Origin of the sequence: Xanthomonas sp. GPE 39 (assembly GCF_000963005.1) — a bacterium.
Classification (GTDB): domain Bacteria; phylum Pseudomonadota; class Gammaproteobacteria; order Xanthomonadales; family Xanthomonadaceae; genus Xanthomonas_A.
In genome coordinates this window covers 1,864,901-1,890,802 of sequence record NZ_JZHZ01000007.1, presented here as the reverse complement: position 1 = coordinate 1,890,802, position 25,902 = coordinate 1,864,901, and the positions used below count along the sequence as shown (strand labels likewise).

The window sequence follows — 25,902 nt, the reverse complement described above, 5'->3', positions numbered from 1 at the left end:
ATGGCCAACGGGCCGGACACTATGCCAGATGCGCCCGCACTTGGGTGCGTGGCCATTGGCGGCAATGTGGAGGGCGGCGCAGCGTAAACGTAGCGCCGACAATGGTTTCTCCTGTATCGGTCCGTTGTCACGCACGCTGGACGCAGCGGTGCGACACTGGCACGCTTGAGGGCTTGCTTTCGTTGCCGACTTTTGACCATGACTGACCCGCGCCTGGACGCCCTGGCTCACGCCGTTCCGACCCTACGGCTGAAGACCGACCCTGCCGACCTGGAACACTACGGACGCGACTGGACCCGGCGCTGGACCCCGGCGCCGTTGGCGATTGCGCTTCCGGCCACGGTGGAGGAGGTGCAGGCGGTGCTGCGCTGGGCCAATGCCCACGCGGTGGCGGTGGTGCCTTCCGGTGGCCGTACCGGCCTGTCCGGCGGTGCGGTGGCAGCGCACGGCGAACTGGTGCTGAGCCTGGAGCGGATGAACAAAGCGCTGGCCTTCGATCCGGTCGATCGCACGTTGACGGTGCAGGCGGGCATGCCGCTGGAGGCGGTACACAATGCCGCCCGCGAACATGGCCTGGTGTATCCGGTGGATTTCGCCGCGCGCGGCTCGTGCTCGATCGGCGGCAACATCGCTACCAATGCCGGCGGTATCCGGGTGATCCGTTACGGCAATACCCGCGAGTGGATCGCCGGATTGAAAGTGGTCACTGGCAGCGGCGAGCTGCTCGATCTCAACCGCGGGTTGATCAAGAATTCCAGCGGCTACGATTTCCGCCAGTTGCTGATTGGCTCGGAAGGCACGCTCGGCATCGTGGTCGAGGCGACCTTGCGGCTGACCGATCCGCCGCCGCCCAGCAACGTGATGTTGCTGGCGTTGCCCTCGTTCGAGGTGTTGATGCAGGTGTTCGACGCGTTCCGTTCTGCGTTGCAGTTGGAGGCCTTCGAATTCTTCACCGACCGCGCGCTGGAGCATGTGCTGGCGCATGGCGCGCAGGCGCCGTTCGACACGCTGTATCCGTACTACGTGGTCACCGAATACGCCAGTGGCGATGAGGCGCAGGAAGCTGCGGCGCTTGGCGCGTTCGAGGCGTGCATGGAGCAGGGCTGGGTCCTGGATGGGGTCATCAGCCAGAGTCAGGCACAGGCGGCGCAGCTATGGCGCCTGCGCGAGGGCATCACCGAGGCGGTGGCGCGCTACACGCCGTACAAGAACGATGTCTCGGTGCGGATCTCGGCGATGCCGGCGTTCCTGGCGCAGACCCAGGCGCTACTCGCGCAGGCGTACCCGCAGTTCGACGTGGTCTGGTTCGGCCACATCGGCGATGGCAACCTGCATATCAACGTGCTCAAGCCCGAGGCCACCGCGTCGGCGGATTTCATCGCCGCCTGCGAACACGTCACCAAGCTGCTCGCGCAGGTGCTGGCCGCGCATGGTGGCAGTATTTCCGCCGAGCATGGGATCGGCCTGGTCAAGAAGCCCTATCTGGACAGCACCCGCAGTGCGCAGGAGATTGCGTTGATGCGCGCGGTCAAGCGTGTGTTCGATCCATCCGGGTTGCTCAATCCAGGTAAACTGTTCGATAGTTGAGCGCCCATGCGGCGTCGCGGCCCGACACGGGTTCAGCCACTGCTCGCGGTGAATCGCCTGGCGGTGTGCTGTGGCCTTGTCCGCGCTCCTTTACACGACTTTTGTCTGGAACGATTGCGATGACCCGAATGACTGCGCGCTTGACCTTGCTGCTCGCTCTGATCGTGCCCGTGTTCGCGCAGGCGTCCAGCTTCGCCGGCAGCTCGGCTGGTTCCGCATCGGCTGGCTCGGCGGGCAGCTCGGAATCCTCGAACAGCAGTTCCAACCGGAACAACAAGATTGTGCTGCAGGCACGCGATGACGCCGCCGGTTTCGTCGCCAGCGCCGGTCGTATCCGTGGCGCGCAATTGGAGGCGGCGCTGCGTGTGCTGCGCGAGCGCAATCCGCAGGCGCGGCAGGCCAGCGACCTGGAATTGGCGCAGGCGATCCTGGCACTGTGACACTGCGCCGCCGCGTGGCGCGGTGGCTTGTCCTGGCAGCGCTGGCCTGCGCGGTCCCGGCGCAAGCGGTGCAATTGCAATGCGATGACCAGGGGCTGAGCGCTTCCGAGCGCGCGGCCAGTCGGAGCTTGCTCGATGCCGCGCAGGCACGGCTGCCACCGGCCTGGGCGGCGGCACTGCCTGCCTCTGTGTCGCTACAGTGGCGCGACGATCTACCGCCGCAGGTGCACGGACGCGCCTTGGCGCAGCGGGTGCTGTTGAACAAGCAATTGCTGCGCGAATGGATGGCGGCCAATGCCGGCACCGATCCGGCCAGCGATCCGGCACGGCGACCGGCTATGGCCGCGCTGCTGCACGAACTAGCGCATGTTTACGACCATTCCGCAGCCGGCCACTTATCGTCCGATCCGCGCCTGCTGGACTTGGCCGGATGGCAGGTGAGTCCGATGCGCCTGGGCCTGCGTCGTGACCACAACGCCCTCACCGAGCGCAGTCCGGATCGTTACGAGTTGGAATCGCCGGCAGAGTACGTGGCGGTAAATCTGGAACACGTCCTGCTCGATCCGGATTATGCCTGCCGTCGTCCGGCCTTGGCCGACTACTTCGCTCAGCGTCTGGCATGGACGCCGCCGCCGACCCGCTGCGCGCCCGGCCTGACCTTCGTGCAGGACCCGCTGGCCGAGCAGGCGCTGCTGCTGCAAGTGGACCCGGCACGGGTCTATGCGGTGGATTACCTGCTGGCCGAAGGCAATACGCAGCCGATGAGTCGCTGGGGCCACAGCATGCTGCGCCTGGTGATCTGCGCGCCGGGACGGCCGCTCGGGCCGCAATGCCGGCTCGATCTGGCTGACCACGTGGTGCTGTCGTTTCGCGCCTTCGTCAACGATGTGCAGATTTCCAACCTGCGTGGATTGATTGGTTCGTATCCGTCGCGGTTGTTCGTGCTGCCGCTGCATCAAGTGATCGACGATTACACCCAGGTACAACTGCGCGGGCTGCAGTCGCTGCCGTTGAACCTGCGCCGCGATGAGATCGTCGCGTTGCTGGAGCGCGCCGGACAACTGCATTGGAGCTACGACGGTCGCTACTACTTTCTCAGCAATAACTGCGCCGTAGAGACCTACGCCCTGCTGCACGACGCGGTACCGCGATTGGCGGCTGCGCACTTGTCCGGCATCACACCGACCGGCCTGCGTCAGCGCCTGCTGCGCGCTGGTATCGCCGATGCCTCGGTGTTGGAGCGCAACGCGGCGGCGGTGCGGCAGGGGTATTACTTCCCTGCGGCGAGCGCGTATTTCGCCGAGATGTTCGCGGTGGCGCGTGCGGGTCTGGCGTTGCCGGCACGCGATGTCAATGCTTGGCTGGATCTGCCGGCCGCGCAGCGTGCGCCTTGGCTGCAACGCGGCGATCTGCGCGCCAGTGCGGCGTTGTTGCTGCTGGAGAATGCCGCCCGCTTGCGTGCCGAGATGCGCGCTCGCGACGCGCTGAAGCGGCGTTATCTGCGCGCGTCGTCCTGGTTTGCGCTGGTGCGTCCTGGCAACAGCTTGGATTCCGTCGGCGATACCCGCGAGGCGGCCGCGGCGGTACGCGCGGTACTCGCGCAGCAAGGGCTGTTGAGTCAACCGTCCAGTTTGTTGCAGGGTCAGCCGGGCTACGGCCTGCCGCAGGCACAGGAGCGTGCCTGGCTGCAGGAGCGCAGTCAGGCGTGGATCACCCCGCTGCGCGCCGACGGCACCGCACTGCGCAAACGCCTGCGTGATCTGTTGCCGTCGCCGTTGCAGGCGGAGTTGCAGCAGCTCGACACGAACCTGGCGACGCTGGGCGCGCGGCTGCGCACGCTCAACCGCGAGGGCGGCGGGCTGCAATTGAATCAGCCCTCGCAGTTGTCACTGCCGTCAGTGCAGTGAGCGGCAGGTCGATGCAAGGTGGCCGCCATCGCGCGGTGTGGTCGCGCAGGTGTCGTTGTCGCCGCCGCGCGGTGGTGCTCAGTCCGCGCGGCCGGCGAACTCGCCTGTCGTGGTGTTGACCAGCACGCGTTCGCCGTTGCCGATGTACTCCGGCACCATGATCTCGATGCCGGTGTTGAGTTTGGCCGGTTTGGGCCGCTTGGTCGCGGTGCCGCCCTTGAGCTCCGGCGGTGTCTCGACCACTTCCAGGGTGACGCTCTGTGGCAGTTGGATCGCCACCGGCTGGTCGTCGATGACCTGCACGTAGATGCCGCTGAGACCGTCGGTGATGTAGCCGGCGTCGTTGCCGATGGCGTCGGCGTCCAGTGTGTAGGGCGTGTAGTCCTCGTCGTCGAGAAACACGAACGCCTCGCCGTCCTTGTAGGAGAAGCTGGCCTGACGGCGCATCAATTCGACCTCGCGCAGGTCGTCGTCGCCGTCGAAACTGGCGTCGAGCTTGTTGCCACCGGGCACGCTGTACATGACGAAGCGGAAGCGCACGTTGCCGCCACGCCCCTGCGGCGAGCTGCGCTCGATGTCGCGGATCTGGTACACGCTGTTGTTGTATTCGACGACGTTGCCTTTCTTGATTTCGTTGGCTTTCATGGCGGCACAGGATGTGGGTGGAAGCGAAGAGGGGGTGCGCGACAGCGGCCCATGGGCCGCTGTCGCGGTTATTTGGGGGCCAGGCGTACCGCACCGTCGAGGCGGATCACTTCGCCATTGAGGTAGCGGTTGCGCAGCAGGAACATCACCGTGTCGGCGAATTCCTCCGGCTGTCCGAGGCGCGAAGGATACGGGATCGCGGCGGCTAGCGACTGCTGCACGGCCTCGGGCATGCCATCGACCATCGGTGTCCAGAAGATGCCGGGGGCGATGGTGTTGACGCGGATACCGAAGCGCGCAAATTCGCGTGCCATCGGCAGCGTCATCGCCACCACGCCGCCCTTGGACGCGGCATACGCCGCTTGGCCGATCTGGCCTTCGTAGGCGGCGATGCTGGCGGTGTTGACGATCGCACCGCGCTCGCCATCCTCGCCAGGTGCGTTGTGCTGCATCAGGTTCGCCGCCGCTTTGGCGACATTGAAACTGCCGACGAGATTGACCATCACCGTGTTCTGGAACGAGGCCAGCGCCATCGGCGCTTCCTTGCCGAGGATGCGGCCTGCGCCGAGGATGCCGGCACAGTTGATCGCGGTGTTGAGGCCGCCGAGGAACTGCTGTGCGGTATCCAAGTGTGCCGCCACTTGGGCCTCGTTGCTGACGTCGGTGCGCAGGTAGCAAGCCTGCTGCTTGCCCAGTGCGGTAATCGCGGCTGTGCCCTTGTCGTCGTTCAGATCCAGCAGCGCCACCTTGCCACCCTCGGCGACGATGCGCTGTGCCACGGCCAGTCCGAGGCCGGACACGCCGCCGGTGACCACGGCGCGCAGATCGGCAAGTTGCATCGAGATTTCCTTAGCGGACGCGGGAAAACCGCAGTTTAGCCGGGAGCGGCCATGTGGCGCATGTGGGGTTACGGTGCTGGCGTCGTCGTGTCCTGGTCCGCTGCCAGCGCCTGACCGACCTTGCTGCCGGTGGGCCGGTTCAGTCGATGCGCCAGCCAGCGCCCGGTCGCGGCCAGTGCCGATAGATCGATGCCGGTCTGCACGCCGTTGCCATGCAACAGGTAGACCACGTCCTCGCTGGCCACGTTGCCGCTGGCGCCCTTGGCGTAGGGGCAGCCGCCAGCGCCGGACACCGCCGCATCGACCACGCGCACTCCCTCGTCCAGGCACGCGGCGATGTTGGCCAATGCCTGCCCGTAGGTATCGTGGAAGTGCACCGCCAACGCCGCCATCGGCACCTCGCTGGCGACCGCGCGCAGCATCGCCCGTGCCTTGGCCGGCGTGCCGATCCCGATGGTGTCGCCCAGCGAGATTTCGTAGCACCCCATCGCGTGCAGGCGTTGCGCCACCCGCACCACGTCGTTCAACGGGACTACGCCCTGGTAAGGGCAGCCGAGCACGGTGGAAACATAACCGCGCACCTTGACTCCGTCCGCTGCGGCACGCGCCAGTACCGGTGCAAAGCGCGCCAGCGACGCATCGATGCCGGCATTGGTATTGGTGCGGTTGAAGGTTTCCGAGGCTGCGGTGAACACCGCCACTTCGCGCACGCCCACCGCGATGGCGCGCTCGTAGCCCTGTAGATTGGGTACCAGCACGGGATAGTCCACGCCTGGCGTCGGCACGATGCCGGCGTAGACCTGCGCTGCGTCGGCCAGTTGCGGCACCCATGTCGGGCTGACGAAGCTGGTTGCCTCGATGCTCGGCAGGCCGGTGCGAGACAGCCTGGCGATCAACTCGATTTTGTCGACGGTGGCGACCCAGGTCTTCTCGTTCTGCAGGCCGTCGCGCGGACCGACTTCCACCACGCGCACGATATCGCTCATGCCGGCCGCCTCTGTAGATACAAGGTGGCAGAGGTGAGCGCGGCTGCGATGGTTTGGATCACGGCGATTGCTGATTCACATCGCCACCAGCAGCGGCACGGGTGGCTCGCCAGCGGGGCTAGCCTGCTGCTGGTCGACGCGGATACGGCGCGCTGTGGTGACATGTCAGCTCTGGCCGATCCAGCGCGGAGCGCGCTTTTCGAGGAATGCGCCGAGGCCTTCCTGACCTTCGGGCGAGACCCGCAACTGCGCGATCAGCGCGGCATTGGCCTGGTCCAGCGCATCGCGTTCGCCACCAGCGGCGACACGCCGCACTAAGGTCTTGGCGGCGGCGGCGGCCAGCGGCCCGGCTTGGCCCAGCAGCGCCACCTGCTGTTGCACCGCTGCGTCCAGCGCCTGCGGTGCCACCACCTCGTGGACCAGGCCGATCTGCGCGGCGGTGGTGGCGTCGAACGGCTCGGCACTGGCGAACCAGCGCCGCGCCTGGCGTGCACCGATGGCGGCGATCACGTAGGGCGAGATCACCGCCGGCAGCAGGCCCAGGCGACTTTCGCTGAGCGCGAAGCGCGCATCGGTGGACGCCACCGCGATGTCGCAGCATGCGATCAACCCCACCGCGCCGCCGAACGCGGCGCCGTGGACACGCGCGACGGTGGGCTTGGGCAGTTCGTCGAGCACGCGCATCAAGCGCGCCAGGGCCATCGCGTCGTCGTGATTGTCCTGCGCGCTGGCGGCGGCCATCGCGCGCATCCATTGCAGGTCGGCACCGGCCGAGAATGCGCTGCCGGTGCCGCCCAGGACCACGATCTGGATCAGCGGATCGACCGCGATCTGTTGCAGCGCGTCGGTGAGTTGCGCGATCAAGGCGGCGTCGAAGGCGTTGCGCAGTGCGGGGCGGTTCAACTGCAGCGCCAGGACCTTGCCCGATCGCTCCAGCAGCAGTGCATCGCTCATCGATGGATCTCGTGCGGAAAGGGAATGGCTGCCATTGTGCGATCATATCCGGCTGCGCCGCGACCGCCATGGATACGGCGTTGCGATGCTATAATTGATAATCATTCCTATCGACAGAGCCTGTTGTGACCTTGTCCGATATGCCTTTGCGTAGCAGCGCCCTGGTGGAAGCCGTGCACGAGCGCCAGCCCAACGACGCCATTGCGCGGCGTCTGCGCGAGCTGGGGTTCGTCGCCGGCGAGCAGGTGCAAGTGCTGACCAGTGGGCCGATCGGGGGGGAGCCACTGTTGGTGCAGGTGGGCTATACGCGGTTTGCGCTGCGCCGCAGTGAAGCGGCGCGGGTGCAGGTCAGTCCGCTGATCGAGGGGCGGCCATGAAGGAGGCGCTTGCGCCGCTGCGTCTGGCTTTGGTCGGCAACCCGAATTGCGGCAAGACTGCATTGTTCAATCAGTTGACCGGTAGCAGGCAGAAAATCGCCAACTATGCTGGCGTTACCGTCGAGCGCAAGGAGGGGCGCTTGCGTGCGCCATCCGGACGTGAGTTCGCGGTGCTGGATCTGCCCGGTGCCTACAGTCTGCAACCGGCCAGTGTCGATGAAGCCATCACCCGCGATCTGTGCCGTGGCTTTTACCCAGGCGAGCCGGCGCCGGATGTCCTGGTGTGCGTGGTCGATGCGACCAACCTGCGCCTGCACTTGCGTTTCGCATTGGAATTGCGCGCGCTGGGCAAGCCGATGCTGGTGGCGCTGAATATGGTCGACGCCGCGCAGCGCCGTGGTATCGGTATCGACCGCCAGGCACTGGAGCAGGCGCTGGGCGTGCCGGTGATCGAAACCGTGGCGGTGCGTCGCCACGGCGCACGTGCGTTGGTCCAATACCTGGATACGCTGGCACCGGCGTTGCCGCCCGTGGTGGCGTCGGTCGATGCGCGCGGCGACGATCACGATCAGGTGCGCAGCATCCTTGCGCGTGCGGTGACGATGCCCAGCCGCACGGCGCGTATCGACGACGCGCTGGATCGCTGGCTGCTGCATCCGGTCGTCGGGTTGCTGACCTTGGTACTGGTGATGTTCCTGATCTTCCAGGCAGTGTTCGCCTGGGCCAAGCCGCTGATGGATTTGATCGAAGACGCCAGCAATGCACTCGGCGCCTGGGTGGGCGCGGCCATGCCGGCCGGGCCGCTGAACAGCTTGGTGGTGGATGGCGTCATTGCCGGGATAGGCGGCGTGGTGGTGTTTTTGCCGCAGATCCTGATCTTGTGCGGCTTCATTTTGGTGCTGGAAGAATCCGGCTACTTGCCGCGCGCGGCGTTTTTGCTCGATCGCATGATGTCGGCAGCGGGATTGTCTGGACGCTCGTTCATCCCGCTGCTTTCAAGTTTCGCCTGCGCGGTGCCGGGCATCATGTCCACGCGCAGTATCCAGGACCCGCGCGACCGCCTGGCCACCATTCTCGTGGCGCCATTGATGACCTGCTCGGCGCGGCTGCCGGTGTACACGCTGCTGATCGCCGCGTTCGTGCCGCAACAGCAGGTCTGGGGGGTGTTCAATCGGCAGGGGTTGGTGCTGTTCGGCTTGTACGTGGCCGCCATCGTCAGTGGCCTGGGAGTCTCCTGGGCGATGAAGAAATGGCGCCGCGATAGGGGCGAGCATCCGCTGTTGCTGGAGCTGCCTTCGTACCGCGTTCCGCGCCTGCGCGACCTGGGGCTGGGTCTGTGGGAGCGTGCGGCGATCTTTCTCAAGCGCGTGGGCGGCATCATCCTGGCGCTGACCATCCTGCTGTGGTTTCTATTGAATTTCCCGGCAGCACCGGCCAATGCGACCATGCCGATGATCGATTACAGCTTCGCCGGGCGCATCGGCCATGCGATGGCCGTGGTGTTCGCGCCGCTGGGCTTCAATTGGCAGATCTGTATCGCGCTGATCCCGGGGCTGGCCGCACGCGAGGTGGCGGTGTCGTCGCTGGCGACGGTGTATGCGTTGTCCGCCAGCGACGACGCTGCCGCCGCGCAGGCGCTGGCACCGTTGATCGGCAATGGCTGGTCGCTGGCCACCGCGTTATCCCTGTTGGCCTGGTACATCTACGCGCCGATGTGCATTTCCACCCTGGCCACGATCAAGCGCGAGACCAATTCGTGGAAGCAGATGAGCATCGCGGCGTGCTACCTGTTCGCGTTGGCCTATCTGGCCTCGCTCATCACCTACCAGGTCGTCGTGGCGTTGGGAGGGGGGTGAGATGAGTGCCTCGTTGCTGCTGCAGTATCTGCTGATCGCGCTGGCGGTGCTGGTGAGTGCCTGGGTGGTATTGAAGAAACAATTCCCCAGCAGCGTGCGTTGGTTGCGCGGTGCGCTGGCGCGGGTATTGCTGCGGCCGGCTCGCCCGGTGTGGTTGCAGTCTTTGGGGCGGGCGATCGCACCGCCGCCCAGCGTTGGCGCGGGGGGATGTGGCGGTTGCGATAACTGCGGTCCCGCGCCACCGCGTCGACATTGAGACTCGCTGCGTCGGTCAACGGCGTGTCATGTGCAGACGCGCCCGTCTGTGCGGGGCGATGCGATGTCGATGACGGCGTTCTGCATCCTTCATCCATCGTTGCGTGCGCGGTGCGCTGGTCGGCGTTTCGCATCGGATGCGATGGTTTTTGATTTTCCCTCTGTTGTGTTCTGCTGCAAACCGCTAGCCTTGGCGGATGACGACTTCTCCGTTGCGTGTGTTGATTCATGGTGCGTCTGGCCGCATGGGCCAGGCGTTGTTGCGTCTGGCGGCGCAGGATACGGCGGTACAGGTGGTGGCTGCGGTGCTGCGGCGAACACCGGCGCAGCGGGTGATCGATGGCGTGCCGTACTTCGCCGCGGCCGAACTCAATGGCGTGCCCGAGTTCGATGTGGCGATCGATTTCAGCCTGCCGGAGGGCTTTGATCCGGTCCTGGCACTGTGCGTGGCGCGTGGCGCGGCGCTGGTGTCGGGGACCACCGGCCTGGACGCGACACAGCGGCAGGCGTTGGCGGCCGCGGCCGAGCGCATCGCGCTGATCTGGGCGTCGAACTTCAGCCTTGGCGTTGCGGTGTTGAACGAACTGGTGGAGCGTGCCGCCGCGGCGTTGCCCGGCTGGGATTGCGATATCGTCGAATCCCATCATGTGCATAAACAGGATGCACCTTCAGGCACCGCGCTCACCCTGGGCGAGGCAGCCGCACACGGCGGTGCGACCCCGCACTATGCCAGCCTGCGCGCCGGCGACATCGTCGGTGAGCATCTGGTGCAGTTCACCGGCCTTGGCGAGCGGGTGGAGCTGCTGCACCGCGCGACTAATCGCGACATCTTCGCCCGTGGCGCGTTACATGCCGCCACACGCCTGCCGGGACGCGCGCCGGCGGCCTACCGATTGCGCGACTTGCTCGACTGAACGGCGTTTTGACACAAACGGCTGGCGCGGACCGCCGCGCGCCGGTAGAATTCTTCCTCGCCTGTTACCCATCGCCACGAACCCGGAGAAGCGCCGCGTTCGCGGTTTCTTGCAGCCGCAAGTTTTGATGGGGCAGGGTTCCTCTTTTCCCCCAAGGCGAACCTCGTGACTCAACCCGCAATCCTTGTCCTTGAAGACGGCACCGTATTCGAGGGCATTGCCGTAGGTGCCACTGGCCTGTCTGTCGGCGAAGTGGTGTTCAACACCGCCATGACCGGTTACCAGGAAATCGTGACCGATCCGTCGTATGCGCGCCAATTGGTCACGCTGACGTATCCCCATATCGGCAATACCGGTTGCACCGAGCAGGACGACGAGGCCGCTCAAGTCTGGTCGGCTGGCCTGATCGTGCGCGATGTGCCACGTCGTCCCAGCAACTGGCGCAGCCAGGTGGCGTTGCCGCAGTGGCTGGCGCAGCGTGGCGTGGTCGCTATTGCCGGTATCGACACCCGCAAGCTGACCCGTATCCTGCGCGAGAAGGGTGCGCAGAACGGCGCGCTGATGGCCGGTGCGGTGAATGTGGACGCCGCGTTGGAGGCGGCGCGCAGCTTCCCTGGGCTCAAGGGCATGGACCTGGCCAAGGTGGTGTCCACCGATCAACCTTATGCGTGGCGTGAGGGCCAGCTCGATCTGGACCGCAACGTCTTCGTTCAAGCCGAGCCCAAGTTCAAGGTCGTGGCCTACGATTACGGGGTCAAGCGCAATATCCTGCGCATGCTCGCCGAGCGCGGCTGCGAGGTCACCGTGGTGCCGGCGCAGACGCCGGTCGCCGAGGTGTTGGCGATGCAGCCCGACGGCGTGTTTTTGTCCAACGGCCCTGGCGATCCCGCGCCGTGCGATTACGCGATCGCCGCGATCAAAGAGCTGCTTGCACGCAAGATACCGACCTTCGGCATCTGCCTGGGCCACCAACTGCTGGCGTTGGCCGCTGGCGCGCAGACCTTGAAGATGGGGCACGGCCACCATGGCGCCAACCATCCGGTGCAGGATCTGCACAGTGGGCAGGTGATGATCACCTCGCAGAACCATGGTTTCGCGGTCGATGAGGCCTCGCTGCCCGCGCATGTTCGGGTCACCCATCGTTCGCTGTTCGACGGTACCAACCAAGGAATCGAGCTGACCGATGCGCCGGCCTTCGGCTTCCAGGGCCATCCGGAAGCCTCGCCGGGTCCACGCGATGTGGCGCCGTTGTTTGATCGTTTCACTGCGCTGATGGCTGCCGCCGCCTGATGGCCGCGGCGCCGGTTTTGCCGTTGCCGAGTTACTGCTGGCGTCATCAGATCACCTGGCGTGCCCCCGTGGCGCGTCAGGATCGCCTTTACTGAGAATCCCCATGCCCAAGCGCACCGACCTCCAAACCATCCTCATCATCGGCGCCGGCCCGATCGTCATCGGTCAAGCCTGCGAATTCGATTACTCAGGCGCGCAGGCGTGCAAGGCGCTGCGCGATGAGGGCTATCGCGTGGTGCTGGTCAATAGCAACCCCGCCACCATCATGACCGACCCGAACATGGCCGATGCCGTGTATATCGAGCCGATCAACTGGCAGACGGTCGAGAAGATCATCGCCAAGGAAAAACCCGATGCCCTGCTGCCGACCATGGGCGGGCAGACCGCGCTGAACTGCGCACTGGATCTGGCTGACCACGGTGTGCTGGAAAAGTATGGCGTCGAACTGATCGGCGCCAAACGCGAGGCCATCCGCATGGCCGAGGATCGCGAACTGTTCCGCGTGGCGATGGGCGAAATCGGCCTGGAGTGCCCCAAGGCAGCGGTGGCACGCACGCTGGAACAAGCGCTGGAGATTCAGACCAGGGTGGGCTACCCGACCATCATCCGGCCCAGTTTCACCCTTGGCGGCAGCGGCGGCGGCATCGCCTACAACCGCGAGGAGCTGATCGAGATCGTCGGTCGCGGCCTGGAGTTGTCGCCGACCAGCGAGGTGCTGGTCGAAGAATCGGTGCTCGGCTGGAAGGAGTTCGAGATGGAAGTGGTCCGCGACACCGCGGATAACTGCATCATCGTCTGCGCCATCGAGAACCTCGATCCGATGGGCGTGCACACCGGCGACTCGATCACCGTGGCACCGGCACAGACCCTGACCGACAAGGAATACCAACGCCTGCGCGATGCGTCCATCGCGGTGCTGCGCAAGATCGGCGTGGATACCGGCGGCTCCAACGTGCAGTTCGGTATCAACCCGCAGACCGGGCGCGTGGTGGTGATCGAGATGAATCCGCGCGTGTCGCGTTCCTCGGCGCTGGCGTCCAAGGCCACCGGCTTCCCGATCGCCAAGGTCGCGGCCAAGTTGGCGGTGGGCTATACCCTGGACGAATTGAAGAACGAGATCACCGGCGGCTTGACTCCGGCCTCGTTCGAGCCGGCGATCGACTATGTCGTCACCAAGATCCCGCGTTTTGCGTTCGAGAAATTCCCGCAGGCCGATGCGCGCCTGACCACGCAGATGAAGTCGGTGGGCGAGGTGATGGCGATGGGCCGCACCTTCTCCGAGTCGCTGCAGAAGGCGCTGCGCGGCCTGGAGACCGGCAAGATCGGGCTGGACCCAACTGGCTTGGATCTGTGCAACGAGGACGATCTGGCCGCGCTCAGGCGCGAGTTGAAAGCCCCTGGCCCGGAGCGTCTGTTCTACGTCGCCGATGCCTTCCGTGCGGGCATGAGCGTGGAGCAGGTGCATGCGCTGTCGTTCATTGACCCATGGTTCCTGGACCAGATGGAGGAGTTGATCGCGCAGGAGAAGCAAGTGGCTGCCGAGGGGTTGGATGCGCTCGACGCCGCGCGGCTGCGCGTGCTCAAGCGCGCCGGTTTCTCCGATGCGCGCCTGGCGCAATTGACCGATACCAACGAGGCCGCGATCCGCGCGCTGCGTCGCGCGCACAAAGTGCGTCCGGTGTACAAGCGGGTGGACTCGTGCGCGGCTGAATTCGCTACCAGCACCGCCTACCTGTACTCGACCTACGAGGACGAGTGCGAGGCCGCGCCGAGTGACCGCGACAAGATCATGATCCTCGGTGGTGGCCCCAATCGCATCGGCCAGGGCATCGAGTTCGACTATTGCTGCGTGCACGCAGCGCTGGCACTGCGCGAGGATGGCTACGAGACCATCATGGTCAACTGCAATCCGGAGACTGTGTCCACCGACTACGACACCTCCGATCGCCTGTACTTCGAGCCGCTGACGCTGGAAGACGTGTTGGAGATTGTCGACCTGGAGCAACCCAAGGGCGTGATCGTGCAGTACGGCGGACAGACTCCGCTGAAGCTGGCGCGCGCGCTGGAAGCCAACGGCGTGCCGGTGATCGGCACCACGCCCGATTCGATCGACCTGGCTGAGGACCGCGAGCGCTTCCAGCAATTGGTCGACAAACTCGGGTTGAAGCAGCCGCCCAATCGCATTGCCCGCAACGCCGAAGAGGCGCTGGTACTGGCGCGGGAGATCGGCTACCCGCTGGTGGTGCGCCCGAGCTACGTGCTCGGCGGTCGCGCGATGGAGATCGTGTACGGCGAGTCCGACCTGGCGCGTTATGTCCGCGATGCGGTCAAGGTCTCCAACGAGTCGCCGGTGCTGCTGGATCGCTTCCTCGACAACGCGGTGGAAGTGGACGTGGACATCATCGCCGATAAGGACGGCAAGGTCTTGATCGGCGGGGTCATGGAGCACATCGAGGAGGCGGGCGTGCATTCCGGCGATTCCTCCTGTTCGCTGCCGCCGTACTCGCTGTCGCCGGCCACCCAGGCCGAATTGCGTCGTCAGGTGGTCGAATTGGCCAAGGCGTTGCATGTGGTCGGGCTGATGAACACCCAGTTCGCGGTGCAGGTCAACGATAGCGGCGACGATATCGTGTACCTGCTGGAAGTGAACCCGCGTGCCTCGCGCACCGTGCCGTTCGTGTCCAAAGCCATCGGTGTGCCGCTGGCCAAGATCGCCGCGCGCTGCATGGCCGGCAAGACCCTGGCCGAACAAGGCGCGTTGAAGGAAATCGTGCCCGACTACTACTCGGTGAAGGAAGCGATCTTCCCGTTCGCCAAGTTCCAGGGCGTGGACCCGATCCTCGGCCCGGAGATGCGCTCCACCGGCGAGGTGATGGGCGTGGGCCGCAGCTTCAGCGCCGCGTTCGCGCGTGCGCAGGAAGCCGGTGGGATCAAGGCGCCGCCGTTGGGCAAGGCGTTCGTCTCGGTGCGCGATCCGGACAAGCAGCGCGTGCTGCCGGTAGCGCAGGCGCTGGTCGAGCGCGGTTACACCCTGGTCGCCACCCGCGGCACCTGCGCCTGGCTGCAGCAGAACGGGCTGCAGTGCGAACAGATCAACAAAGTCGCCGAGGGGCGTCCGCACATCGTCGATCTGATCAAGAACGGCGAAATCGTGTATATCGTCAATACCACCGAGGGCCGGCCGGCGATTTCCGACTCGTTCTCGATCCGACGCGAAGCGCTGCAACATCGCGTCACCTATTCCACCACGGTCGCTGGCGCGCGTGCGCTGGTGCAGTCATTGGAATTCCGCGGCACCGGCCCGGTCTGGGCGCTGCAGGAACTGCATAAGGAGTTGGACGCGTGAGAGCCCCGATCACCCTGCAAGGCGCGCAGCGCCTGCGCGAAGAACTGGATCACCTGAAATCGGTCAAGCGCCCGGAAATCATCACTGCCATTGCTGAGGCGCGTGCGCATGGCGATCTCAAGGAAAACGCCGAGTACCACGCTGCGCGCGAGCAGCAAGGTTTCATCGAAGGTCGCATCAAGCAGTTGGAGAGCGAGCTGTCGCATGCCGAGGTCATCGACATCAGCAAGCTGGCGGTCGGCAGCAAGGTCGTGTTCGGTGCCACCGTGACCCTGGCCGACGTGGAGACCGACGAAGAAAAACGCTATCAGTTAGTCGGCGATCTGGAGGCGGACATCAAGCTGGGCTTGATCGCGATCTCCTCGCCGCTGGCGCGCGCACTGATCGGCAAGATGGAAGGTGATAGCGTCGGGATTGATGCGCCGGCCGGGCATCGCGAGTACGAAATCGTCAGCGTCCAATATCTGGGCTGACGCCATGGCGGTCGCCAGTGTGCTGTTGCCGGAGCGGAGCCGTTTGGCCGGCGTCGTCCTCGTCGGCGAGATGGCGCGCGCCTTCGGGCGCGCCGACCGCGAGCAGTTGCAACCCGGCAGCGAAGCACAGCTGCGCCGCCATTTCGCCTTGCCGATGGACTCCTGGCCGGTTGCCGCATTGACTCGGCAACGCGATGCCGGTGACGCTGGCGACAGCCTGTGGTTGCGTGCCGACCCCGCCTATGTGGTGCCGGATATGCAGGGCGCGCGGTTGATGGCGCATGGCGACATGCTCCCTATCGACGCAGTGGACCTGGACGCGCTGTTGCCGGCCTTGCAGGACTTGTTCGCAGAGGGCGGGCTGGCGTTGGATGCGCCCGATCCCACGCGCTGGTATCTGCGCGTGCCGCCTGGGCACACACTGCCTGCGTTCGCCGCTCCAGCGCAGGTACTGGGGGCGGATCTATTCGATCATCTGCCGCAGGGAGAAGACGCGCGCCGCTGGCGTGCCTTGCTGACCGATGCGCAGGTGCTGCTGCATCAACATCCCTGGAACCGCGAACGTGCCGCCCGTGGCCAGCCGGCGATCAATTCGCTGTGGTTCTGGGGCGGTGGCGCGTTGCCGGCCACCGTCGCCACCGCGCACGCGCAAGTGCGCAGCCGCGATTCGCTGTTGTGCGCACTGGCCCAGGCGGCCGGGATCGACGCCGAGCAGGCGCAAGCCTCGCGCGTTGATGCGTTGATCGACCTGCGCCAGTTGCGCGCGCCTGAGCAATTTGTCGGTGAGCTGATGCAGCCACTGCTGCAGGCGCTGCGCGAGGGCGAATTGCAACAGTTACTGCTGGATTTCGAGGACGGCACCTGCTTGCGTATCACCGGCGCGCAACGTTGGCGTCTGTGGCGTCGTCCGCTGGTACATCTGCACGCATGAGCCCGGGGTTGCGCATCACCCGGCGGCCGGTCGCGGTCGCGGACGGGCAATGGAGCGATGCCACCCTGCCGCTGTTGCGTCGCATCTATGCCGCGCGTGGCGCGCACGACACGCTGCTGGCGCAGCCGAAACTCGCGCAATTACTGCCGCCGGATACCTTGAGCGGCATCGACGCGGCAGTCGCCCTGCTGGCCGAGGCGATCATGGCCGGGCAGCGTATTTTGGTGGTCGGCGATTTCGATTGCGACGGCGCCACTGCCTGTGCGGTGGCCGTGCGCGGGCTACGCCTGCTCGGGGCCACGCAGGTGCTGCATGCGGTTCCCAATCGCATGGTGCATGGCTATGGGTTATCGCCTGCGTTGGTGGCCGAATTGGCCCCGCTGCAGCCGGACCTGCTGGTCACGGTCGATCATGGCATCGCCTGCCATGCGGGTGTCGCCGCGGCCAAGGCGCTGGGCTGGCGGGTATTGGTCACCGATCATCATCTGCCTGGGCTGACGCTGCCGCTCGCCGACGCCATTGTCGATCCCAATCTGGCCGGCGATGCCTTTCCCAGCAAGATGCTCGCGGGCGTCGGAGTGATCTTCTACGTACTGCTGGCGTTGCGTCGGCATCTGCGTGAGCGAGGTGCATCCGCTAGCACCGTCGCGCCGGATCTGGGAGTGCTGCTGGACTTGGTCGCGGTCGGTACCGTGGCCGATCTGGTGCCGTTGGACGCGAACAACCGTGCGTTGGTGTCGGCTGGATTGCGCCGATTACAGCGCGGCGAAGGTTGTCTGGGCCTGCGTGCGCTGATCGAAGTCAGTGGCCGCGATCCGGCGCGGCTCAGCGCCAGCGACATCGGCTTCGCGCTGGCGCCGCGGCTCAACGCCGCCGGCCGCCTGGAAGACATGGCGTTGGGCATCGCGTTGCTGCTGTGCGAGGACTGGTCACAGGCGCGGGCGATCGCCGCGACGCTGGAGGAGATCAACGCCGAGCGCCGCGCGGTGCAGCAGCAGATGACCGACGCTGCCGAGGCGGTGGTGGCACAGGCGTTGCTGGCCGCGCCCGAGCAGCCGCCGGTGGCGGTATGTCTGTTCGATCCGCACTGGCATCCGGGGGTGATCGGCCTGGTCGCGTCGAAGATGAAGGACCGTCTGCACCGCCCGGTGATCGCCTTCGCCCCTGCCGAGCCTGGCAGCGAGCAGTTGCGCGGCTCGGCGCGCTCGATCCCCGGCTTTCACATCCGCGATGCGATGGCGGCCGTGGAGGCGCGCTTTCCTGGGTTGATGGACAAGTTTGGTGGGCATGCCATGGCCGCGGGATTGAGCCTGCGCCAGGACGCGCTGGCGCAGTTCGAGCAGGCATTCGGCGAACAGGCACTTTCCAGCCTGGATCCACAACTGCTGCATGCCGAGTTGCTCAGCGATGGAGTGCTGGAACCGCACGAGTTGGATCATCGCCACGCCGAAGCGCTGCGCCTGGGCGGGCCATGGGGGCAAGGGTTTCCAGAGCCGCTATTCGATGGCGAATTCGAAGTGCTGCAATGGCGCGTGCTCAAGGAGCGCCATCTCAAGTTGAGCCTGCGCTACGCTGGCTCTCGCGCACCGTTGAATGCGATTTACTTCAATGGTTGGCGTGGCAGTGAACCAGGGCGCCGCGTGCATGTGGCTTATCGTCTGGTCGCCGACGATTATCGTGGCGGCGATGCCGTGCAACTGGTGGTGGAGTCTTGCCAGCCCTTGGCGGACTGAGTCGCGGCGATGTGCGCGATGTATGGCCAAGTTCAATGCGTTGGAGCTCGTCCATGCGCAGGTCGGGCAGGGTGGTCTTGCCACGCAAACGCCAGATGGGCACTGCAGAGGCGCACCCGGAATTGCTAGAATCGCCCTCTTGTTTGCCGGAAACCCCGCAATGATTGAACTTAATCCCATCCGCCACCGCATCGCCGATTTGTCTGATCGGGTGCTGTCGCTACGGGGGTTTCTTTGACTACGACGCCAAGAAAGAGCGTCTAGAAGAAGTCGCCCGCGAGCTGGAAAGCCCTGACGTCTGGAATGACCCCGAGCGCGCCCAGGGCCTAGGTCGTGAACGCGCCAACCTGGAGAAGACCGTCGGCGGCATTGCTAACGTGCTCGATGGACTCAACGAGTCGCTCGAATTGCTCGAATTGGCCGAGAGCGAGAACGACGAGGACACCGCGAACGGGGTGATGGCCGATGTCGAGCGCTTCCAGACGCAGGTGGAGAAGCTGGAATTCCAGCGCATGTTCTCCGGGAAAATGGATGGCTGTAATGCCTTCGTCGATATCCAAGCCGGTGCCGGTGGCACCGAGGCTCAGGATTGGGCAGAAATTCTGCTGCGCATGTATCTGCGCTGGTGCGAATCGCGCGGCTGGAAGACCGAGCTGATGGAAGTCTCCGGCGGTGAAGTGGCCGGGATCAAGTCCGCCACGTTGCGCGTGGAGGGCGATTTCGCCTATGGCTGGTTGAAGACCGAGACTGGTGTGCATCGCCTGGTGCGCAAGTCGCCGTTCGACTCGGACAACCGCCGCCACACCAGTTTCACCTCGGTGTTCGTGTCCCCGGAAGTGGACGACAACATCGATATCGACATCAATCCGGCCGACCTGAAAACCGACGTCTACCGTTCTTCCGGCGCGGGTGGTCAGCACGTCAACAAGACCGAGTCGGCGGTACGCATCACCCACGTGCCGAGCGGGATTGTGGTCGCCTGCCAGACCGGGCGCAGCCAGCACCAGAATCGCGATAATGCGATGAAGATGCTTGCCGCCAAACTGTACGAATTGGAGATCCAGAAGCGCAACGCCGAACGCGATGCGGTGGAGGCGACCAAGTCCGATATCGGGTGGGGCAGTCAGATCCGTAATTACGTCCTCGACCAGAGCCGGATCAAGGATCTGCGCACCGGCATCGAGCGCAGCGACACGCAGAAGGTGCTCGATGGCGACCTGGACGAGTTTGTCGAGGCCAGCCTCAAGTCCGGTTTGGAAGCCGGCGCTAAACGCAGCGATGCCTGACCGGTCGCCTGATGGCGCGTGCCAGGGAATTTGTCGGGCGTCACATATATAAATTCACCGCCGCATCCTCTTCTTTTCCTCACGCGTATTTTTCCCCATGACCGAGCAGACTCCCGCGCCGTCGCTTCCCGTCGACGAGAACAGCCTTATCGCCGAGCGGCGCGCCAAACTGGCCGCGTTACGCGCCCAGGGCGTGGCCTATCCGAACGATTTCCGCCGCAGCGACTTCGCCGGCGATGTGCAGGCCGAGTTTGCCGACCTGGAGCGCTGGACCGCCGACGCTCTGGAAGCACAGGGTCGCAGCCTGCGTCTGGCTGGCCGTCTGTTGGCCAAACGGGTCATGGGCAAGGCCAGCTTCGTGCAGTTGCAGGATGAGTCCGGGCGTATTCAGCTATACCTGCAGGCCAATGCGCTGGGCGCCGCCTACGATGCCTTCAAAGGCTGGGATATCGGCGACATCATCGCAGTGGAGGGCGGGCTGACCCGGACCAAGACCGGCGAGCTTTCGATCAAGGCGACCGCGCTGCGGCTGCTGACCAAGGCGCTGCGTCCATTGCCGGACAAGTGGCATGGCCTGTCCGACGTGGAACAGCGCTACCGCCAGCGCTACGTGGACCTGATCGTGTCGCCGGAGGCGCGCGAGGTCTTCGTGAAGCGCTCCAAGATCATCCGCGCGATGCGCGCTTGGCTGGATGCGCGCCGCTTTCTGGAAGTGGAAACGCCGATGATGCACTACATCCCCGGCGGTGCTACGGCTAAGCCATTCACCACCCATCACAATGCGCTGGATCTGGACCTGTACCTGCGCGTGGCCCCAGAGCTGTATTTGAAGCGGCTGGTGGTCGGCGGGCTGGAGCGGGTTTACGAAATCAACCGGAATTTCCGTAACGAGGGCGTCAGTACCCGGCATAACCCCGAATTCACCATGATGGAGTTGTACGAGGCTTATGCCACGTATCACGAGGTGATGGACCTGACCGAGAGCATCATCCGCGACGTCGCCCGCGACGTCCTCGGGACCACCCAGGTCCACTGGGATGGTGTCGACATCGACCTGGAGCCGGCGTTCCGCCGCTGGCGCATGGATGAGGCCGTGCGCCACCATAATCCGCAGATCAGCGCCGCCGACTGTACCGACCGCGAGGCCTTACGACGCCATTGTGAGCGGCTGAAGATCCGCACCAAACCGTCCTATGGGTGGGGCAAGCTGCTGCTGGAAATCTTCGAGGCCACGGTCGAACCGACCTTGATTCAGCCAACATTCATCACTGATCACCCGGTCGAGGTGTCGCCGCTGGCCCGCTCCAGCGACACGGAGCCGGGTTATACCGACCGTTTTGAATTGTTCATCAATGGTAAGGAAATCGCTAACGGCTTTTCCGAACTCAATGACCCAGAAGACCAGGCAGCGCGGTTTCAGGCCCAGGTTGCGGCGAAGGAGGGCGGGGACGACGAAGCCATGCATTTCGACGCCGATTACATCCGGGCGTTGGAAGTCGGCCTGCCGCCGACCGGTGGCCTGGGGATTGGCATCGATCGTCTAGTCATGTTATTAACCGGAAGTGCTTCGATCCGTGACGTCCTGCTATTCCCGTACATGCGTCCTCAGGCTTAATATCCATACTCAAAAGCTCAGGATGGCGGCATTCTGCATCAGGGGTTGCCCGCAAAAGGAAGTGAAGTGGACGTTCCGGCGTGATCAGCGCCCTGGCGATCCCGTCGTTGTCTCAGTAGCACGCGCTGTGCCGCGTGCGGAGAATTACAGATGCATGATGCCAGCATAAGCCTCTCAGGAGCATCCTCGAATGGGGATCGCACGCTGGTGACGGCAGAGATGGATAATCGTTTGAATATCGTCATCGTTGACGATCAAACATCCGCTCGCACGATGTTGCGGCATGTGATCGAGGATATCGCGCCAGAATTAAGTGTGCGCGACTTTGGCGACTCGCAGGCCGCGCTGGCTTGGTGCGAGGTGGGCAAGGTTGATCTGTTGCTGCTCGACTATCGCATGCCGGGAATGGACGGGCTGGAGTTCGCGCGGCGCCTGCGGCGGCAGCCCAAGCACCGCGATATCCCGATCATTCTGATCACCGTGGTCGGCGACGAGCCGATCCGCCAGGCCGCGCTGGAAGCCGGAGTCATCGATTTCCTGGTCAAGCCGATCCGCCCACGCGAATTGCGCGCGCGTTGCCACAATCTGTTGCAACTGCGTCTGCAGAGCGAAAACATCAAGCAACGCGCGATGTCGCTGGAGCAACGTCTGCTGGCCAGCATGCGCGAAGTGGAGGAGCGCGAGCGCGAGACGCTGTCGCGGTTGGCGCGGGCCATCGAGTATCGCGATGCCGGCACCAGTGCCTACCTGGAGCGCATGGCGCATGTGGCCGGGCTGATTGCCGAACAACTGGGGCTGTCCGAGGATGAAGTGCGGGTCATCGAGATGGCGGCGAGCCTGCACGATATGGGTAAGATCGCCATCCCCGATGCGGTGCTGCTCAAGCCGGGCAAGCTCAGCGAGGACGAGATGGCAGTCATGCGCATGCACCCGCGCATTGGCTACGAACTGCTTAGCGGCAGCCAAAACCGCTTCATCCAGATTGGTGCTTTGATCGCGCTGCGTCACCACGAACGCTACGATGGTAGCGGTTACCCGGATGGCTTGGTCGGCGAAGCGATTCCGCTGGAAGCGCGGATCGTCGCCGTTGCGGACGTTTTCGACGCGCTGATTTCGCCGCGTCCCTACAAGGAGGCCTGGACCATGGATGCGACACTTGCCTATCTCTACGCCCAACGTGGTCGCCTGTTCGACCCACGTTGCGTGGATGCGCTGTTTCGCGGTCGCGAGCAACTGCAGGTGGTTTGCGAGAAATTCTCCACCGCATCGGCGCGACCGGGGGTGTGACGTGATGAACTGGATTGCCTGGGTTAGACAGCGCTTCGCTCAACGTAAGGACAGCGAACACGCGCAGGCGCTGGTGCGTATCGCTGTCATTTCGATCATCTTCGGTTACGTGTTGCTGCTTGGCCCCCGTTCCTCCTTGCCCATGCGTGAATATATGGAGGTGGTTGCCGTCGTTGCGTCGGGGCTGTTGCTTTCAGTTTGCATTGTGGCTTGGTTACTTTGGCGTCCGGAGCGTTGCGATGTGCGGCGGGTCGTCGGCATGATCGCCGACTACGGCCTGATTGCCGCTGCCATGGTGGGCATGGGCGAGCCGTTGGCCTGGATGTATGTCGTGGTGATGTGGGTGACGGTCGGCAATGGCCTGCGCTACGGCAATCAGTATTTGTATCTGGCGGTGGCGATGGGTGTGGCGAGTTTCGGCGCCACAGTCTTGGTGACGCCTTATTGGCGTCATAACATCGGCCTGGGGGTCGGTCTGCTCATTGGCTTGTTCGCTGTGCCGCTGTATTTGTCTGAATTGCTGTGTCAGTTGACTCGGGCAACCAAGGAAGCACAGCGTGCCAACGAAGCCAAGAGCCGCTTCCTGGCCAATATGAGTCATGAGTTCCGCACGCCGTTGAACGGCCTGTCGGGCATGACCGAAGTCTTGGCGACCACGCGGCTGGATGCGGAACAGCGCGAGTGCCTCAACACCATCCAGGCGTCCGCACGCAGTCTCCTGGCATTGGTCGAAGAGGTGCTGGATATCTCGGCGATCGAGGCGGGCAAGCTGCGCATGAACAAGCGCGATTTCTCGCTGCGCGAAACGCTTGAGGGCATCAGCTTGATCCTGCAGCCGCAGGCGCGCGTAAGAAACCTGGGCTATTACGTGGAGGTCGCGCCGGATGTGCCGGATTACTTGTGCGGCGATCCCGGGCATATTCGTCAGGTGCTGCTCAATTTGGCTGGCAATGCCGTCAAGTTCACCGAAACCGGCAGGGTCGACATCCGTGTGCGCCTACACAGGAACGAACTGGAGCAGCCCACGCGTCTGGCATTCGATATTCTCGACACCGGCATCGGGGTTGCACCGGAAATGCGGACACGCTTGTTCGATGCGTTCGAACAGGCCGACGTCGGCTTGACGCGTCGTTACGAAGGCAGTGGTCTGGGAACCACCATCGCCAAGGGCTTGGTCGAGGCCATGGGGGGGAGCATCGGGTATCAGGAGCGCACCCCACGCGGAAGCCATTTCTGGTTCGAATTGCCATTCGTGGCTGCCAGCGTTCCGGCGAAGGTAGTGACGGACACGCCTGCCAGAGATGTGCCGGCGGTCGAGGAGTTCGATGCGAAAGGGAATGTAATTGCGTTCTCCGATCCCTTCCTGCGTCACCGGGCGCGCGTGCGCAGCATGCGTATCTTGGTCGCAGACGATCATGCCGCCAACCGGATGGTGTTGCAGCGCATGCTGCAGAAGGCCGGCCATCGCAGCATCTGTGTCGATGGCGCCGAAGCGGTGCTGGATGCGCTGGCCGAAAGCGAATTCGATGCGGTGATCGTCGATCTGCACATGCCGGACATGAGCGGCTTGGATATGCTCAAGCAATTGCGGGTCATGCATTCCGGTGGTCCGCGCACGCCGGTGGTAATGTTCAGCGCTGACGTCACGCCCGAGTCGATCAAGCGCTGCGAACAGGCCGGTGCGCATAGCTTTCTTGCCAAGCCGGTGGTTGCTAACCGGCTATTGGACACGCTTGCCGATATCGCAGCAGAAGGCCGCTTGAACCGTGCCAATGAGCCCGCCATGCGCCCGCTTGTCGGAGTGTCCGATGGCGTGCTCGACGCGTCCGTATTGGATGAATTGGCCGGGCTCGGGATGGGCGATGGATTCGAGCGCGAGTTCATCTCGCAATGCCTCAACGATGCCGAGGGGTGCCTGGGCGGCATGCAGCTCGCTGGCGACGCGGGACAGTGGGAGCGTCTGCGCGAACATGCCCATGCGATCAAGGGCGTGGCCAGCAATCTGGGCTTGGTCCGACTGGCGAGTCTCGGTGGTGAAATGATGCAGATGGCCGATTGGCAGATACGTAGTGAGTGGAGGGCACGGTTAATGGCGCTCAATGCTGCCTTGACCGAGGGCAGGGAAGCGCTTGAGGCGCGTGCTCGTCGCAGTGCTTCATCCGAAGAGGGTGAATTGCGCTGACGTTCGCGTTATAGCCCGGTGTAAAACCGGGCTATTAGCGGACCATGGTCTTATCCGTTCAGGTCGCGAGGTTTTGTACGCGTCGGGTTTGCGCACGTACCAGGCGATCCATGGTCCGCAGCGATTTTTCGTCCAGCGCCAATGCCGAATCGACCCATATCTCGGTGATCGCCTGCAATTCCTGCAGCGACACCGCTTGTGCCAGATTGCGTGCGGCGTTCATCGCCAAATACGATTGCGGATTGCGGCGCTGGTTATGGATGAGTTGCTTGACGCGCTCCACGCCCTCGTTCTTTGGTACCAGTACATCGACGATACCCATCGTGTACATCTGTTCGCTGCTGTATAGATCCGCGCCCAGAATGATGCGCTCGGCCACATGAGGAGCGACGCGCTTGCAGAGGAAGCTGTAAGCCCCCATGCCTGGAATCAGGCCAAAGATGCCCTCGGGCAAACCCATCGTGACGCCTTCCTCGGCGACGATGGTGTGGCATGCCAGTGCCATTTCCAGGCCGCCGCCCAGTGCATCGCCCTGTAACAGCGCGATGGTGCGGACATCACCAGCGAATCCCTGGTGTAGCTGGTGGACGCCGTTAATACAGCGGGTGGCGTAACTGAGAAGCCGCGCACGATCCTTTTTGCGGATGAGTTCCGAAAAAAGCGCGAGATCGCCTCCAAGATTGAATACGCTCGCATCAGAGGCGATAACCAAATGTTTCAGCGTTGCTTTTCTTGAAGAATGCGGCGATGTGGTCATCGCCTCGAATGCAGTAAGTACATCGTCGATCATATAGCTATGGAAGCAGGGACGCACTCCCGGTTGTGCATTTGCGTGCATGTACAGCCATTGACTCTCGTTTTCGCTATTGGCGTCGATGCGGATGCTGGAATAGGAAAGGGAACGGGGCAGGGTATCGATCATGTTCATGGCGGGGTCTCGAAATATGCGCCCGCAAAAAGTAGTGTGGCGCAGCGGGCGAGTGCGTTTCCACGCCATGG

At 64.2% G+C, this 25,902-nt stretch carries 21 protein-coding genes; 16 read left to right on the top strand and 5 right to left on the bottom strand.

Annotated features, from left to right (window positions below):
* Positions 1-198: 198 nt before the first annotated feature.
* The 3 genes from XALGPE39_RS07965 to XALGPE39_RS07955 all read left to right on the top strand — a co-directional run bounded on the left by XALGPE39_RS07965 (position 199) and on the right by XALGPE39_RS07955 (position 3,934).
* Positions 199-1,587 carry an FAD-binding oxidoreductase gene (locus XALGPE39_RS07965; protein WP_045727722.1) on the top strand — a complete coding sequence of 463 codons (1,389 nt, stop codon included), beginning with the start codon at positions 199-201 and terminating at the stop codon, positions 1,585-1,587.
* A 128-nt stretch (positions 1,588-1,715) separates the two neighbouring features.
* The gene (locus XALGPE39_RS07960) at positions 1,716-2,027 is read left to right on the top strand and encodes a DUF2388 domain-containing protein (RefSeq protein ID WP_045727721.1); all 312 of its coding nucleotides are present in this window, start codon (positions 1,716-1,718) and stop codon (positions 2,025-2,027) included.
* A complete protein-coding gene (locus XALGPE39_RS07955) occupies positions 2,024-3,934 on the top strand; it encodes a DUF4105 domain-containing protein (RefSeq protein ID WP_045727720.1) in 1,911 nt (636 codons plus the stop codon). The genes XALGPE39_RS07960 and XALGPE39_RS07955 overlap by 4 nt, the downstream gene beginning before the upstream one ends.
* Before the next feature lie 78 nt (positions 3,935-4,012).
* On the opposite strand, the gene yeiP is transcribed toward XALGPE39_RS07955, so the two are convergent.
* From yeiP to XALGPE39_RS07935, 4 genes are all read right to left on the bottom strand, one after another.
* Positions 4,013-4,579, bottom strand: a complete 567-nt coding sequence (gene yeiP / locus XALGPE39_RS07950) for an elongation factor P-like protein YeiP (protein WP_045727719.1) — start codon at positions 4,577-4,579, stop codon at positions 4,013-4,015.
* Positions 4,580-4,647: 68 nt separating this feature from the next.
* Positions 4,648-5,418: an SDR family oxidoreductase gene (locus XALGPE39_RS07945; protein ID WP_045727718.1), complete on the bottom strand. Its 771-nt coding sequence runs from the start codon at positions 5,416-5,418 to the stop codon at positions 4,648-4,650.
* A 68-nt stretch (positions 5,419-5,486) separates the two neighbouring features.
* Positions 5,487-6,404 carry a hydroxymethylglutaryl-CoA lyase gene (locus tag XALGPE39_RS07940; protein WP_045727717.1) on the bottom strand — a complete coding sequence of 306 codons (918 nt, stop codon included), beginning with the start codon at positions 6,402-6,404 and terminating at the stop codon, positions 5,487-5,489.
* 165 nt (positions 6,405-6,569) lie between these two features.
* A complete protein-coding gene (locus XALGPE39_RS07935) occupies positions 6,570-7,358 on the bottom strand; it encodes an enoyl-CoA hydratase-related protein (RefSeq protein WP_045727716.1) in 789 nt (262 codons plus the stop codon).
* Positions 7,359-7,483: 125 nt separating this feature from the next.
* Here XALGPE39_RS07935 and XALGPE39_RS07930 point away from each other — a divergent pair, with 125 nt between their 5' ends.
* The 13 genes from XALGPE39_RS07930 to XALGPE39_RS07870 all read left to right on the top strand — a co-directional run bounded on the left by XALGPE39_RS07930 (position 7,484) and on the right by XALGPE39_RS07870 (position 24,903).
* Entirely contained in the window at positions 7,484-7,735 is a 252-nt protein-coding gene (locus XALGPE39_RS07930) for a FeoA family protein (RefSeq protein WP_152624851.1), read from the top strand.
* Entirely contained in the window at positions 7,732-9,591 is a 1,860-nt protein-coding gene (locus XALGPE39_RS07925; RefSeq protein ID WP_045727714.1) for a ferrous iron transporter B, read from the top strand. Before XALGPE39_RS07930 ends, XALGPE39_RS07925 begins: the two co-directional genes overlap by 4 nt.
* Before the next feature lies 1 nt (position 9,592).
* On the top strand, positions 9,593-9,847 hold the full coding sequence (locus XALGPE39_RS07920; protein ID WP_045727713.1) for a DUF6587 family protein: 255 nt from the start codon (positions 9,593-9,595) through the stop codon (positions 9,845-9,847).
* Positions 9,848-10,043: 196 nt separating this feature from the next.
* A complete protein-coding gene (gene dapB / locus XALGPE39_RS07915) occupies positions 10,044-10,760 on the top strand; it encodes a 4-hydroxy-tetrahydrodipicolinate reductase (protein ID WP_082061854.1) in 717 nt (238 codons plus the stop codon).
* A 165-nt stretch (positions 10,761-10,925) separates the two neighbouring features.
* A complete protein-coding gene (gene carA / locus XALGPE39_RS07910) occupies positions 10,926-12,050 on the top strand; it encodes a glutamine-hydrolyzing carbamoyl-phosphate synthase small subunit (protein WP_045727711.1) in 1,125 nt (374 codons plus the stop codon).
* Positions 12,051-12,153: 103 nt separating this feature from the next.
* Complete coding sequence (gene carB / locus XALGPE39_RS07905; protein ID WP_045727710.1) at positions 12,154-15,396, top strand: carbamoyl-phosphate synthase large subunit; 3,243 nt, start codon at positions 12,154-12,156, stop codon at positions 15,394-15,396.
* A gap of 8 nt (positions 15,397-15,404) precedes the next feature.
* The gene (gene greA / locus XALGPE39_RS07900; protein WP_200893911.1) at positions 15,405-15,869 is read left to right on the top strand and encodes a transcription elongation factor GreA; all 465 of its coding nucleotides are present in this window, start codon (positions 15,405-15,407) and stop codon (positions 15,867-15,869) included.
* A 4-nt stretch (positions 15,870-15,873) separates the two neighbouring features.
* A complete protein-coding gene (locus XALGPE39_RS07895) occupies positions 15,874-16,800 on the top strand; it encodes a phosphoglycerate mutase (protein ID WP_045727708.1) in 927 nt (308 codons plus the stop codon).
* Positions 16,797-18,533 carry a single-stranded-DNA-specific exonuclease RecJ gene (recJ, locus tag XALGPE39_RS07890; protein WP_045727707.1) on the top strand — a complete coding sequence of 579 codons (1,737 nt, stop codon included), beginning with the start codon at positions 16,797-16,799 and terminating at the stop codon, positions 18,531-18,533. Before XALGPE39_RS07895 ends, recJ begins: the two co-directional genes overlap by 4 nt.
* Positions 18,534-18,693: 160 nt before the next feature.
* Positions 18,694-19,819 (top strand): peptide chain release factor 2 gene (prfB, locus tag XALGPE39_RS15600; RefSeq protein ID WP_152624850.1). Its coding sequence is split into 2 segments (ribosomal slippage): positions 18,694-18,768 and positions 18,770-19,819, totalling 1,125 coding nucleotides; the frame shifts between segments, so codons are not numbered across the junction.
* Between the two features lie 97 nt (positions 19,820-19,916).
* A complete protein-coding gene (lysS, locus tag XALGPE39_RS07880) occupies positions 19,917-21,434 on the top strand; it encodes a lysine--tRNA ligase (RefSeq protein WP_045727706.1) in 1,518 nt (505 codons plus the stop codon).
* Positions 21,435-21,653: 219 nt separating this feature from the next.
* The gene (locus XALGPE39_RS07875) at positions 21,654-22,721 is read left to right on the top strand and encodes a two-component system response regulator (protein ID WP_235429771.1); all 1,068 of its coding nucleotides are present in this window, start codon (positions 21,654-21,656) and stop codon (positions 22,719-22,721) included.
* 4 nt (positions 22,722-22,725) lie between these two features.
* Entirely contained in the window at positions 22,726-24,903 is a 2,178-nt protein-coding gene (locus tag XALGPE39_RS07870) for a response regulator (protein WP_200893867.1), read from the top strand.
* Positions 24,904-24,961: 58 nt separating this feature from the next.
* Here XALGPE39_RS07870 and XALGPE39_RS07865 read toward each other — a convergent pair whose 3' ends face one another.
* Positions 24,962-25,831, bottom strand: a complete 870-nt coding sequence (locus tag XALGPE39_RS07865) for a crotonase/enoyl-CoA hydratase family protein (RefSeq protein WP_045727703.1) — start codon at positions 25,829-25,831, stop codon at positions 24,962-24,964.
* Between the last annotated feature and the right edge of the window lie 71 nt (positions 25,832-25,902).